This window comes from Methylocella tundrae, assembly GCF_901905185.1.
GTDB classification, from domain to species: Bacteria; Pseudomonadota; Alphaproteobacteria; order Rhizobiales; family Beijerinckiaceae; genus Methylocapsa; species Methylocapsa tundrae.
This window is the reverse complement of the sequence record NZ_CABFMQ020000142.1, coordinates 98,961-112,295: the sequence shown is the minus strand read 5'-3', so window position 1 is coordinate 112,295 and position 13,335 is coordinate 98,961. Positions and strand designations below refer to the sequence as shown.

Here is a 13,335-nt window from a genome sequence, read left to right as displayed (position 1 = left end):
TGTGGATTGAAGGTCCGGGCGCAAGAGGCTTGTTGCGGCGCGGGCGCGATCGGGTCAAGCTCGATGACTTGATCGAATCGATCGAATCGATCGACGGGAGCGGCCTTTTTGGAATTTGATTTTGAGCCACGACCCGAAGCGGAGGCGGAAGATCGCTCTTTCGTCGTCGACATCGAAGGATTTGAGGGGCCCCTCGATCTGCTCCTCGATCTTGCTCGGCGGCAGAAAGTAGACCTGCAGAAAATCTCCGTGCTGGCGCTGGCGGAACAATATCTCGAATTCGTCGAAGCCGCCCGGAGCCTTCGTCTGGAGCTCGCCGCTGACTACTTGGTCATGGCGGCGTGGCTCGCTTATTTGAAATCGCGGCTTCTGCTGCCTCAGACGGAAAAAAGTGAGGAGCCGGCGGCCGAGGAACTGGCCGAGGCCCTGCAATTGCGCCTTCGCCGGCTCGAAGCGATCAGAGCCGCCGCCGAGGCTTTGGTCGCGAGGCCGCGGCTCGGACGCGACGTGTTTTCACGCGGCCGGCCCGAACAGGCGGACCCGAACGGCGCGCCACAGTGGCAGGCGAGCCTTTATGATCTTTTGTCGGCCTACGCGCAGCGGCGCCAAAAGCATGCGCTGACGCGCGTTACGTTGAAACAGCGCTTCGTCTGGTCATTGGCTCAGGCGAGGGGCGAACTGGAGAAGCTCGTCGGCCACGCTGTCGACTGGACCGTGCTCGATTCGTTTCTATTGGAGTTTTGCACAACGGCGGAAGTGCGCCGGACAATCAGGGCGTCGTCCCTGTCCGCAACTCTTGAAATGGCGCGGGAGGGCTTCATTTCGATCCGGCAGGATGCGCCATTCGCGCCCGTTTGGATTAAATCGCAAAAATTGCCGGCGGATGAAGATCCCCGGAGCATTCAATGACAGGGCAGGACGGAGGGCTCGTTATGGGAGAAATCGCCAGGCTTTTTCCCGCGAGCGCCAACGGCGGCACAGCTGAGCCGGCCGAAGCAAACCAGCAGCTCGCCGAGGCGATGCGCATAGCCGAGGCGCTGCTGTTCGCGGCGCCGGAGCCCCTCGCTGAAGAGGATATCGAGAAGAGGCTGCCGCGCGGCGTTTCCGCCAAGGCGGCGCTCGACCATCTCAAGGCGAGCTACAGCGGGCGCGGGGTCAATCTCGTGCGGGTCGGCGGAAAATGGATGTTTCGCACCGCGACGGACCTTGCCTGGCTCTTGGCCGGCGGCGAGGGCGAACAAAAACGCATGTCCCGGGCGGCGCTCGAAACGCTGGCGATCATCGCGTACCATCAGCCCGTGACACGCGCCGAAATCGAGGATATTCGCGGCGTCGCCATCTCCAAGGGAACGCTCGACGTTCTGCTCGAAACGGGCTGGGTGCGACTGCGCGGGCGAAGGCGTGCGCCCGGCCGTCCAATCACCTATGGCACGACGACAAATTTCCTCATCCACTTTGGTCTCGAAGCCATTACGGATCTGCCGGGGCTCGAGGAGTTGAAGGGCGCGGGCCTATTCGACGGCCGTCTGCCGTCGGGCTTTGCCATTCCGCAACCCTCTGACGATGACGCCCTCAGCGCCGATGAGGATCCGCTCGAGGCCGATGGCGCCGCCGAGCCGGATGAACCGCAGCCGGCTGCGTCTGACGCCGATGAGGATGAATGACGTCAAGACGTTTTCAGAGGAAATCCAGCGTGATCGACGGCTTACGCTCGGTCCAGCCGGGGAGAGAATGGCGCATTGGGTGGCTTCGGAGGCATGCCTCAATTTGATAAGCGGCGTGTGGCCTATGGCCTTGATGACGTTTTTGCAGAAACCCATTGTGGCGCCATAGCGCTTTAATTCATGAAAACCATAGAGGCTATGAAGCCCGCCCGTCGCCCCTTTCGTGTCTGCTCATGAAGTTCCGTCGCACAAAGAGATGGCCTGTCGAGAGGTCCCGGCAGGCCAAGCAGGAGTTGTGAAATCGGTTAGATCAGCGCGTTTCTTTGTAAAGCACGCGTGAGACCAGGCCGGCGATGACGCCGCCGGCGATGGGCGCCGCCCAGAAGAGCCAGAGCTGCGCGATATATTCGCCGCCGGCGAAGAGGGCGGGGCCTGTGCTGCGCGCCGGATTAACAGATGTATTGGTGACCGGAATCGACACTAGGTGGATGAGGGTCAAGGCAAGGCCGATCGCAATGCCAGCAAAGCCGGCCGGAGCAAAAGGCGCGGTCGCCCCGTGAATGATCAGCACGAAGAAGAAGGTCAGCAGCACTTCGATCATGAGGGCGGACTGAAGGCTGTAATGGCCGGGGCTCAGCGCGCCATAGCCGTTCGATGCGAAGCCGCCGAGCACGAAATCTGGTTTGCCGCTCGCTATGACATAGAGGACGGCGGCCGCTGCGATGGCGCCCGCGACCTGCGCGACGACATAAGGCACGACATAGATCGAAGGCGTGCGGCCGCCGGCCCAAAGGCCGATCGTGACCGCCGGATTGAAATGGCCGCCGGAAATGGGTCCGAGCGCATAGACGCCGGTGAGGACGGTGAGGCCGAAAGCCAATGCCACGCCGGCGAAGGCGATGCCGAGCTGAGGGAAGGCCGCGGCGAGCACGGCGCTGCCGCAGCCGCCGAAGGTGAGCCAGAAAGTGCCGAGAAATTCCGCGCTCACGCGTTGAGTCAGTGAAGAATTCATAAACTTACCTCCTCAAGATGACCAGTCGTCGGAGCTCTTCGCCCGGCGCCTTCCGAAACAGCCCGACAGCTTCGCTTCCCAGACTCTTGACCGCAACCTTCGTTTCTCACGTGGCGCAGGAGCGCTTCCGTTTGCATCGGTCACGAATTGACGTGGTTTCCGGATGGTTTTGCACGCTTCGCTCAGTCGTATTGTCATTCATGCGAGCTCGATCGCTTCATAAAACAGCGACATGCTTTGATATAAATATTTAGTGCATATTCTTATACAAATGATGAAAGGCTTTGGAGAATAGACGCCATGAACCGGGATGCAGCGCAAGACAGACAGCTTGCCGCCAATAGAAGGATTCTGTAGTGGCGCAATACTACGCTACTAGAGGACGGTTGCGGCCCGCATTTGGGCAAGATGAAAATCAATTGTCAATTGCAAAGCTGAAAAATGTTGTGATTTTGTGCCGTCCGACGCCGCGCGCGCTATGACGGAATTGTATCCTGCCTTTTAACCTTTTGATTTAACGTCTCGTCTTGCGCTCTGCCGGCGGCCGCTCGGCGCAATCGTTCGATCAGCCGGGCAGGCGGATAATCCGGCACGGGTCTCCGGCCTTGGCCGCCGGCGCATGAGGCGGACGAATCAGGAGGCAGCGCGCCTTCGCGAGCACGCTAAGCATCGACGAGTCCTGCGCCTCGAAGGGCGTCGCGATCGGCGGCCCGTCGCCGCCCGGCTCGAGAGTGGCGCGCATAAAGTCTTGTCGCCTGTCGTTGGCGTCAACAGCCGCGCCAAGAATCGCCGCTTCGCTCTGGTCAGCGCCCGCGAAAAGATCGCCCGACAGCGCTCGCACCAAGGGCTTGAGGAACAGCACGCCGCCGACGACCGCCGAAACGGGATTGCCGGGCAGGCCAATAATCGCCATCCGGCCAAGTCTTCCATGCAGCAAAGGCGCGCCGGGTCTGACCGCGATGCGCCAGAAATTCAGCTCCATTCCGGCTTTGGCGAGCGCTGGCCTTACGAGATCATGATCGCCGACCGATGCGCCGCCGCTCGTCGCCAAAATATCGCATCCGGCGTCGATCGCTGTTCCGATCGCGATTTCCAGCGCGCCGAAATCATCATGCGCGATGCCAAGGTCGAGCGGCTCGCCACCGGCGTCTTCGACCAGGGCGGCGATCGCAAAAGCGTTCGAGGCGACGATCTGATCGCGCCCGATGACGGTCCCCGGCAGAACCAACTCGTCTCCGGTGGCGACGATGCCGACGCGCGGGCGCCGAGCCACCGGCAGTTCGGCATGGTTCATCGCGGCGGCGAGCGCGATCCCTGCCGGACCGAGCCGCGTCCCCGCCTGAAGCAAAACGCGCCCCTCAGCGAAATCAAGACCTGCGGGCCGGATGAAATTGCCTTTCGGGACGCTTCGCAGAGGCTCGATAAAGCCCGCCTCCAGGCGCGCCTCCTCCTGAATGAGGATCGCATCCGCGCCGTCGGGCGTTGGCGCGCCGGTAAATATCCTGACCGTCTCCATGGGGCCGAGGCGCCCCGAAAAGCCGTGGCCGGCGGCGCTCTCGCCGATCTGCGTCAGCCGCACGGGGAGGCGCGCGAGATCGGCGGCGCGAACGGCGTAACCATCCATCGCGGAGACGGGGTAGGGCGGCTGGGTTCGCCTCGATGCGAGATCGCGTACGAGGGTGCGGCCCAGCGCCCTGGCGAGCGGGACCATCTCGACCGGACGATCGGCCGGCGCATCGGCGAGGATGCGCGCGCGCGCCTCGGCGACCGAAAGAGCAGCCCTGCCGGTCATGCGCGCGGCGTCTCCGCGGGCTGCTCGCCTTCCGCTTTCCAGTCGCCGGATTTGCCGCCGGTCTTCTCCATTAGGCCGATGGCCTCGATTCGCATCGAACGGTCAACCGCTTTCAACATATCGTAGAGGGTGAGGCAGGCGATTGAGACGGCCGTCAGCGCTTCCATTTCAACCCCCGTCTGGCCGAGCACTTTCGCACGGGCGCTGACGAGGATCCCCGGCAGCGCCGGGTCGGCTTCAAGATCGACGCTGATTTTGGTGAGCAGCAGAGGATGACAGAGCGGGATCAGTTCATGCGTTTTCTTGGCTGCCATGATTCCTGCGATCCGCGCGACGCCGAAGACATCGCCTTTTTTGGCGTTGCCGGACAAAGCGAGCTCCAGCGTTTCCTGACGCATGACGATGCGGCCGGAGGCGACGGCGACACGCTCCGTCGCCGCCTTGCCGGAGACGTCGACCATGGCGGCGGCGCCGGCTGCGGAGAGATGAGAGAGGCCCGCGCTCCCCATTTCATAGTCCATGCGCGTGCTTGCCGTGGACCGGCGGCAGCGCGCCGATAAGCAGATCCCTGGTTGCGGCGGTCACATCTTTCTGGCGCATCAGGCTTTCACCGACGAGGAACGTCGATACGCCATGCGCCTTGAGCCGCAAACAATCCTCGTGCTTGAAAATCCCGCTTTCGCTGACCGCGATGCGGTCCGAAGGAATTTTATGCGCGAGCCGCTCGGATAGGTCGAGCGAGGTTTCAAACGTGCGCAGGTCGCGATTATTGATCCCGACGAGCCGGGTTTCGAGCCGTAGGGCGCGGTCCAGTTCGGCTTCGTCATGCACCTCGACGAGGATGTCCATCGCAAGATCATGCGCGGCGCGGGTCAATTGGCTAGCCTCTTCGTCGCCAACGCAGGCCATGATGATCAAAATGCAGTCCGCGCCATTCGCCCTCGCCTCATAAACCTGATAAGGATCGAAGAGGAAATCCTTGCGAAGACAGGGTAAATGCGTCGATTTACGCGCCGCGTCCAGATAGCTCAAATCGCCTTGGAAAGAAGGCCCGTCGGTCAGCACCGAGAGGCAGGCGGCGCCGCCTTCCTCATAAGCTCTCGCGAGCGCTGGCGGGTCGAAGTGCGCCCGGATCAGACCCTTTGAAGGACTGGCTTTCTTGATCTCCGCGATTAAAGCGAGATGGCCGGTTGCATGCTTGGCTTCGATCGCCTTGACGAAACCGCGCGGCGGATCGTGATCATGCGCTTTGCGGGCGAGCGCCTCAAAGGGCATGCGCACCTTCGCCTGAGCAATTTCGCGCCGCTTATAAGCCTCGATGGTCTTCAAGATGTCGGTCATGGATCAGATCCCATCGCGACGGCGTTTGGCGCAAGGTCCGAGCGCACCGTCGCGCGGTTCGAAACCTTCACAAGCTTCGTCAGCGTAGCGGCGGCGCGGCCGTCGTCAATGGCGGCGGCGGCCTGCGCCGCGCCTTCCTTGAGGTCGCCGGCCTTTTCAGCGATCACGAGCGCCATCGCGGCATTGAGGATGGCGATGTCGCGATAGGGCGTTTTGTGCCCCTCCAGCACCGCGCGCAAGGCCGCAGCATTGACCGCCGGCGTCCCGCCCTTGAGATCTTTCAGCGAAGCGCGGGGCAGGCCAGCCGCCTCGGGGGTTATCTCAAAAGACCGGATTAGGCCGCTCTCCAGAGCCGTCACAAGGGTCGGTCCTGTGGTCGTCGCTTCATCGAGCCCATCGGCGCCATGCACGAGCCACACGCGCTCCGACCCCAGATTGCGCAGCACATGCGCCAGCGGCTCGAGCCAGTCGGCCGCATAGACGCCAAGCAACTGATATTTGACGCCGGCCGGATTACAGAGCGGCCCGAGCAGATTGAAGATCGTGCGCGCGCCAAGCTCAGCACGGATCGGCGCGACATGGCGCATCGCCGCGTGATGAGCCTGCGCGCTCATGAAGCCGACGCCCGCCTCCCTCATCGAAGCTTCAACATCCGCGGGCGAAAGGCCGATCTTGACGCCAAGCATGGAAAGGACATCGCTTGCGCCAGAACGGGACGAAGCGGCTCTGTTGCCATGCTTCGCCACGGGAACGCCGCAGGCCGCGACGATGAGGGCCGCGAGAGTCGAGACATTATAGGTTCCGTGCCCGTCGCCGCCTGTTCCCACAATGTCGATCGCATTCGCCGGCGCTTCGACTCGCAGCATCTGCGCCCGCATGGCGGTGACGGCGCCGGTGATCTCCTCGATCGTCTCTCCGCGCAGCCGCAGCGCCATCAGGAAGGCGCCGAGTTGAGCGGCGGTGGCGTTGCCTGCAAAAATATGATCGAAAGCGATCCTCGCCTCCGCCTCGGTGAGGCTGGCGCCGGTTGCGACTTTGGCGATCAGCGGCTTCAGCGCGTCCAACGTCCTAGTCCTCGATCGTGGCTGCGCGCGCCTTATTCCAACGCGCCGCGAGCGCAAGAAAATTCTCGAAAATACGCAGCCCGTATTCCGACGCGATGCTTTCGGGATGAAACTGCACGCCATGCGCCGGGAAGCGCCGGTGCGAAAGTCCCATCACCAGCCCGTCAGTCTCGGCCGTAATCTTGAGGTCGTCCGGCATCGTCTCCGCGCGCACCACCAGCGAATGGTAGCGCACCGCGCGAAACGCCCCATTGATACCATGAAAAAGCGTTTCGCCCTGATGCTGAATGGACGCGATCTTGCCATGCACCGGCAAAGGCGCTCGCACGACTTCGCCGCCATAGGCCTCGCCGAGCGCCTGATGGCCGAGGCAGACGCCGAAAATCGGGATCGAGGGCGCGGCGGCCTTGATCAGATCGAGGCAGATTCCGGCTTCCGCCGGCCCGCAAGGGCCAGGCGAGATCACGATGCCGTCGGGAGCGGCCTCGATCACCTCTTCGACGCTGACTTTGTCATTCCGGTAAACGCTCACATCCGCCCCGAGCGAGCCAAGGCAATGCACCAGATTCCAGGTGAAACTGTCGTAATTATCGATGAGCGTTATGGCGGTCACAGGCGCGCTTTCCATGTCGGAAGCCGCTCTTTTGAGCCGCGGGCGCGCCGAGGTCAAGAACGATCGCCGCCGCCGCCGGAGGAGGAGCCGTTTGTTGCGGGCGGCCGCGGAGTTTTTGCCTCAGACGACGCCGGCAAGCGCCGCGGCCTCGGCCTTGGCCTTCGATCTCGAGGCTTCGTCCGCCTCGGGTCCGAAAAGGGTCTTCTCGACCGTCACGGTGCGAACATCGGTGACGCCAACCATGCGGCTCCACATGCGCAAATAAGCGGTCTGGAAGTCAAAATCTTTTTCAGGAAAATCTTCGCCCAGGGCCACGCCGCGCGCCGCCACGATTACAACCGTGCGGCCGCCAAGGAGGCCAAGGAGGCCGCGTTCATCGAAGGTGAACAGGAGGTCCTTTTGCGACACTGCGTCGATGAGATGTTTCAGCCGGTATGGAATGCCGAAATTCCACATCGGCGCGCTGAACAGGATCAGATCGGCGCGGTGAAAGCGTTCAGCAAGGGCTCTGATCTCGTTCCAGACTGTTTCCTGTTCCACAGTCCTCGCTTGACCCGCGAGCCCTGCGTATTTGGCGTCGAGCGCCGCTCCGTCGAAGGGCGGCAAGGCCATGTTCCAGACATCGAGCGTATCGATCGTCCCTGAGGGATAACGGGTTTGCCAGGAACTGATGAAACTGCGCGCGACATCGAGCGAGGCGGATCGCTGCTTGCGCGGCGATCCTTCCACATGGAGCACATGCATGTCGCAGATCCTTTCGATTCCGAAGCGACTGCGCGTTCGCCTTTTTACTGCCCGCGCCTGGCCTGCGCCGCAAAACGCACCGCCTCTTCGGCGGCGCGAAACAGCGCCTGGGCTTTGTTTACACATTCGCGCTGTTCATAGGCGGGATCGCTGTCATAGACGACGCCCGCGCCGGACTGCACATGCATCATGCCGTCCTTGACGATCGAGGTGCGCAGGATGATGCAGGTGTCCATCTCGCCCGAAGCGCCGAAATAGCCGATGCATCCGCCATAAATGCCGCGCTTGTCAGCCTCGAGTTCGTCGATGATCTCCATCGCCCGCACTTTCGGAGCGCCAGAGACGGTGCCGGCGGGAAACCCGGCGCAAAGCGCGTCAATGGCGTCATGGGCGGCGCTGAGCCTGCCCTCGACATTGGAAACGATATGCATAACGTGACTGTAGCGCTCGATGACGAATTTATCGGTCACGCGGACAGAGCCGATTTCGGAGACGCGTCCGACATCGTTGCGGCCCAGATCGAGCAGCATCAGGTGCTCCGCGCATTCTTTTTCGTCGGCGAGGAGGTCCTGCGCCAGAGCGTCATCCTCGGCTTTGGTCTTGCCGCGCCAGCGGGTGCCCGCGATGGGACGGATCGTCACCTTGCCATCGCGCAGGCGAACCAAGATCTCGGGGCTGGAGCAGACAATCTGGAAGGGCCCGAAATCGAGATAGCACAGGAAGGGAGACGGATTGACGCGGCGCAAGGCGCGATAGAGCGCGAATGCGGGCAAGGCGAAAGGCGCCGAAAAGCGCTGCGACAGCACGACCTGAAAAATGTCGCCGGCGCGGACATAGTCCTTGGCGCGTTCCACCATCTCATGGAAGCGCTGCTTATCCGTATTGGAGCGCGGCGCCGTCGTCGAGAGCGCAGGGTCCGCGGCGATCGCCTCATGCTGAAGAGGGCCTTCCAGCGTAACCGTCACAGCGTCGATGCGCTCCAGCGCGCGCTCATAGGCCGCGCGAAAGGATTGTCCGGAAACGGGACGCAGCGGCGTCACCACAAAAATCTCCTCCCGCACGGCGTCGAACACGACCATGATCGTCGGGCGCAGCATCATCGCGTCCGGAACGCCGATCGGATCCGGCTTGGCGGCGTCAAGCTTCTCCATTTGCCGCGCCATATCATAGCCAAGGTAGCCGAATACCCCGGCCGCCATCGGTGGCAAATCCTCGGAGGCTTCGATCTGTGATTCGGCGATGAGTTCGCGCAGCGATTCAAGCGGCGGCGCGGCGCATGGCGAAAACGCGTCCGGATGCGAGAGGGCGCGCCGGTTGATTTCTGCTTTGTCGCCGACCGTGCGCCAGACGATGTCGGGGTCAAGCCCGATCATTGAATAACGGCCGCGCGCCGCGCCTCCCTCGACCGACTCCAGGAGAAAGATGCGCCCGTCGCGTCCAGCCGACAGCTTCAGGAAGGCCGAAACCGGCGTCTCGAGGTCGGCGATGAGACGTGCTGACACGAGAGAAGGCCTGCCAGCCGCATAGCTTGCGGCGAAGGCCGCATGCGTCTCATCGGTCATCATATCGGCCTCAGTAAGCATCGGCCGCGCCGGTCGCCGCCGCGAGGGCCCGCATATTGACCTTGACGCCGAATTCATTCTGCAGCGCCCCCAGATATTGCGCCAGAAGATCGTCGGAATAGGTCTTCTTCACTTCACCGCCAATGGCGACGAGCGCGGGGTCCGCGAAGTCGATCGGAGGGACGACGGCGTCGAGGACCCTGAAGACGAGCCGGCCGCCATCATCAAGGCGCGCGGAGCCGACGCCCCCGACGCCGACATTGAACATCTGGGCGACGGCGTTCGCCGGCAGATCCTTGCCGCCGCTGCGTTTGACGTCATTGGCGTGCTTGACTTCGAGATTGCCTTCCGAGGCGGCGACCGAAGCGAGCGGTTCGCCAACCTCCAGGCGCTTGCTCATGTCGACGGTCTTCGCCGACAAAAGCTTCGCCGTCTCATCGTCTCGCCACGCCTTTTCGACCTCGGGCCGCGCTTCCTCGAAAGTCTTTTGCCGCGCCTTATCGATCTTGGCGACCTCAAACCATTGGTAACCGCCCTGCGGCAGCGTCAGCGTGTCATTGTCGACGCCGACATCGGAAACAAAGGCAGCCTTGAGCAAAGCCGGCCCATTGGTCAGGCCGGCGACCGGCGCGCCGCTCGGGTCCTTCCCGGCGGCGTCGACGGCGGCGATCGTGCGCGCCTCGAGGCCGGCGCTTTTCGCAGCCTCGACGAGCGATTTGCCCGAGGCGCGCTGATCCTCGATCGCGTCATGCAGCCGGCCGATCTCGGCGCGCGCGCGCTCGATGGCGATATCGCGTTTGATCTCGTCCGCCACCTCCGCGAAGGGCTTGACGCTCGAGGGCTCGATCTTCGTGACGCGGATAAGAGCGGCGCCAAAACGCGTCTTCACCGGAGCGCTGACGGCGCCCTCCGGCAGCGCAAAGGCGATGTCGGCGGCGTCCTTGTCGATCAACTGCGCGCGCGTCACCAGGCCGAGAGAGACATCTTTCAGCGTCAATCCCAGATCCTTGACAATATCGTCGAAGCTCGCGCCCGCGTCGAGCTTGTCTCGCGCCGCTTTGGCCGCGGCGTCGTCGGGAAAAATGATCTGCTCGATGGCGCGTTTTTCGGGCGAGCCGAACTTGTCGCCCTTGGTTTCGTCGTATCGCTTTTGGGCGTCGGCGTCGGAGACGTTCTGAGGTTTGGCAATGGACTCCGGCGTCAGCGTCAATGTCACGAGGCTGCGATATTCGGGGGAAGAATAACCAAGCTTGCGATCTTCGAAATATTTGCGCAGCTCGTCTTCCGACGGCGATGCGACCGGACCCGCGCTGGAGGCCGGAAGAATGACAAAATCCACGCTGCGGGTTTCCGCCTGAAAGCGATGGATCGCTTCCAGCATGGCCTTCGGCAGCTGCAATCCGGCGGTCAGCGGGTCGACGAGCTCATGGCGCAGGTAAAAGCCGCGTTGATCCCGCACGAAAGCCTTTTCGTTGAGGCCGTTGTCGCGCAAAAGCTCATCGAAGCGCGCGTGGTCGAATTGCCCGTCGGGGCCTTTGAAAGACGGATCATTGGCGATCGCTTTGGCGATTTCGGAATCGCTCATGGCGAGTCCCAGCGCATGCGTCTCCTGGTTCAGCGCCGCTTCGCTGAGGAGACGCGACAACACCTGACGATCAAGGCCGAAGCGCTTCGCCTCTTCATTGGTGATGGCCCGTCTGGCCTGGCGCTGAACGCGTTGCAGTTCCGTCTGATAGGCATTGCGAAAGGCGTCGGTTGTGATCTCTTCGCCGCCAACCTCAGCCAACTTATTGGCGCCGAAGCCGCGGAAAATGTCGCCGATGCCCCAGATTGCGAAGCTGAGAATGATAAAACCCATCACGATCGCCATGATGATGCGGCCGATCCAGCCCTGTGTTGCGGCGCGCATGGCTTCCAGCATGTCTTACTGATCTTTCTTTATCACGAGAGTTGAGGCCAAGCTTGGGCCGGACGTTTACAAATTTGGTCGGGACTATAAGAAGGTGCGCCGGCGCTTGCAACGCGTCCGCGGCGCATGTCCAGCCTCAAAGGCGGAAGTTTTATGATGGTATATAGACAATCGCAGCTTCCCCGGCGACCCCTCGTCGCCGGAAACTGGAAGATGCATGGGCTTCGCAAGGATCTCGTCGAAGCGGAAAAGATCTGCGCGGCGACAGCCGCCGGCGAAGCGGGGCAGGCGGAAGTCGTGATCTGCCTGCCGGCGACTTTGCTGATCTCCGCGGCGCCGGCCTGCCGCAGCGCCGGCGTCGGACTTGGCGGCCAGCATTGTCACGACGAGCCGAGCGGCGCCTTCACGGGCGACATCTCCGCCGAAATGCTGAAAGATGCGGGCGCTTCTTATGTCATTCTCGGCCATTCCGAGCGGCGTTCGGGCCACAACGAGGGCAATGAAAGCGTCCGCGAAAAAGCCAGCGCTGCTCTGCGGGCCGGATTGACGGCGATTGTCTGCGTTGGCGAAACACGGGCCGAAAGAGAGGCCGGCGAGGCCTTGCCGGTCGTCGGCTCGCAGCTCACCGGCTCGATCCCGAAGAAATCCACGCCGGAAAGCCTCGTCATCGCTTACGAACCGGTCTGGGCGATCGGCACCGGCCTGACGCCGACTTTGCAGGACATCGCCGCGATGCACCGATTCATCCGTGAACGGATTGACGTCGATTTGCCGGGCATCGGCGACAGGATTCGCCTCCTTTACGGCGGATCGGTAAAGCCGGGCAACGCGGCGGATCTCCTGGGAGTCGAGGATGTCGACGGCGCCCTCGTTGGCGGCGCGAGCCTGACGGCCCGCGATTTCATGGCGATCGCCGGCGTTTATCGCGATTTCGTCAGATAAGGGCGGGCAAAAAGCGTCATCGCCCGCTTTTATTCACTAGCCCTCGCGGCTCGAGGCGGTATAAGAACCCGTCGTGGCGCATCGTCCATGAGGGCGGCTTCGCCGGGTGCGAACCTAGCCATGCGCCTCGAAACTGGAGGCCCGCTCTGGAAGCGCGCCGCAAAGACCCTTAATTAAAGCCGCAATGCGAGGCGTCGCGACTCGCGACGCGGGTAGAGAAGAGATTTTTGATGCAGTCGGTGTTGATCGTCGTCCACCTTATGATCGTCGTTGCGCTTGTCGTGACCGTGCTGTTGCAGCGCTCGGAAGGGGGCGCTCTTGGCGTCGGCGGCGGCGGCGGTTTCATGACCGGCCGTGGACAGGCGAACGTGCTCACTCGCGCGACAGCGATTTTGGCCGCTCTCTTCTTCGCCACCAGCCTGGGCTTGACCATTCTCGCAAGGGTCAACCAGGCGCCTTCATCTATTATCCAGCATGTCGCGCCAGCGACGAAGCCGGCCGCGAACGCGCCTCCCGGCCAGCCCGCCAGCCCCGGCGGCGGTTTGCTTGATCAATTGAAGCAGATCGAGGATCAGCGCCAGTCCTCCCCGCCGCCGGCTCAGCCGGCAAGTCCGCTCGCCCCGCCGAATTGACGGCGCAGAGCTGGACGAAGCTCAGACGCCTGCCAAATAGATTCTGACCGGGGTCAGCGC

At 62.7% G+C, this 13,335-nt stretch carries 13 protein-coding genes; 4 read left to right on the top strand and 9 right to left on the bottom strand.

The features are described from left to right. Positions 1–108 precede the first annotated feature (108 nt). A complete protein-coding gene (locus tag MPC4_RS19665; RefSeq protein ID WP_174514015.1) occupies positions 109–909 on the top strand; it encodes a segregation and condensation protein A in 801 nt (266 codons plus the stop codon). Further along, the gene (gene scpB / locus MPC4_RS19660; RefSeq protein WP_174514014.1) at positions 906–1,664 is read left to right on the top strand and encodes an SMC-Scp complex subunit ScpB; all 759 of its coding nucleotides are present in this window, start codon (positions 906–908) and stop codon (positions 1,662–1,664) included. The genes MPC4_RS19665 and scpB overlap by 4 nt, the downstream gene beginning before the upstream one ends. 310 nt (positions 1,665–1,974) lie before the next feature. Here the strand turns inward: scpB and aqpZ are convergent, their stop codons facing one another. From aqpZ to MPC4_RS19615, 9 genes are all read right to left on the bottom strand, one after another. Continuing rightward, positions 1,975–2,676 (bottom strand): aquaporin Z, encoded by a 702-nt coding sequence (gene aqpZ, locus MPC4_RS19655; RefSeq protein ID WP_174514013.1) that lies wholly within the window; start codon positions 2,674–2,676, stop codon positions 1,975–1,977. Positions 2,677–3,241: 565 nt separating this feature from the next. Further along, entirely contained in the window at positions 3,242–4,468 is a 1,227-nt protein-coding gene (locus tag MPC4_RS19650) for a molybdopterin molybdotransferase MoeA (protein ID WP_174514012.1), read from the bottom strand. Next, positions 4,465–4,989: a cyclic pyranopterin monophosphate synthase MoaC gene (gene moaC / locus MPC4_RS19645; protein WP_244629124.1), complete on the bottom strand. Its 525-nt coding sequence runs from the start codon at positions 4,987–4,989 to the stop codon at positions 4,465–4,467. Before moaC ends, MPC4_RS19650 begins: the two co-directional genes overlap by 4 nt. Then, positions 4,979–5,809 carry an indole-3-glycerol phosphate synthase TrpC gene (gene trpC, locus MPC4_RS19640; RefSeq protein ID WP_174514011.1) on the bottom strand — a complete coding sequence of 277 codons (831 nt, stop codon included), beginning with the start codon at positions 5,807–5,809 and terminating at the stop codon, positions 4,979–4,981. Before trpC ends, moaC begins: the two co-directional genes overlap by 11 nt. After that, positions 5,806–6,873 carry an anthranilate phosphoribosyltransferase gene (trpD, locus tag MPC4_RS19635; protein WP_174514010.1) on the bottom strand — a complete coding sequence of 356 codons (1,068 nt, stop codon included), beginning with the start codon at positions 6,871–6,873 and terminating at the stop codon, positions 5,806–5,808. Before trpD ends, trpC begins: the two co-directional genes overlap by 4 nt. A gap of 4 nt (positions 6,874–6,877) precedes the next feature. Next, positions 6,878–7,486, bottom strand: a complete 609-nt coding sequence (locus tag MPC4_RS19630) for an anthranilate synthase component II (protein WP_174514094.1) — start codon at positions 7,484–7,486, stop codon at positions 6,878–6,880. 120 nt (positions 7,487–7,606) lie between these two features. After that, positions 7,607–8,230, bottom strand: a complete 624-nt coding sequence (locus tag MPC4_RS19625) for an FMN-dependent NADH-azoreductase (protein ID WP_174514009.1) — start codon at positions 8,228–8,230, stop codon at positions 7,607–7,609. Positions 8,231–8,274: 44 nt separating this feature from the next. Beyond that, positions 8,275–9,792 carry an anthranilate synthase component I gene (gene trpE, locus MPC4_RS19620; protein ID WP_174514093.1) on the bottom strand — a complete coding sequence of 506 codons (1,518 nt, stop codon included), beginning with the start codon at positions 9,790–9,792 and terminating at the stop codon, positions 8,275–8,277. A 10-nt stretch (positions 9,793–9,802) separates the two neighbouring features. Further along, the gene (locus MPC4_RS19615; RefSeq protein WP_174514008.1) at positions 9,803–11,713 is read right to left on the bottom strand and encodes a peptidylprolyl isomerase; all 1,911 of its coding nucleotides are present in this window, start codon (positions 11,711–11,713) and stop codon (positions 9,803–9,805) included. A gap of 144 nt (positions 11,714–11,857) precedes the next feature. Between MPC4_RS19615 and tpiA the strand changes: the two genes are divergently transcribed. Together tpiA and secG are read left to right on the top strand one after the other, a co-directional pair. Next, positions 11,858–12,643 carry a triose-phosphate isomerase gene (gene tpiA / locus MPC4_RS19610; RefSeq protein WP_174514092.1) on the top strand — a complete coding sequence of 262 codons (786 nt, stop codon included), beginning with the start codon at positions 11,858–11,860 and terminating at the stop codon, positions 12,641–12,643. Between the two features lie 230 nt (positions 12,644–12,873). Further along, a complete protein-coding gene (gene secG, locus MPC4_RS19605) occupies positions 12,874–13,275 on the top strand; it encodes a preprotein translocase subunit SecG (RefSeq protein WP_174514007.1) in 402 nt (133 codons plus the stop codon). The last annotated feature ends 60 nt before the right edge of the window (positions 13,276–13,335 follow it).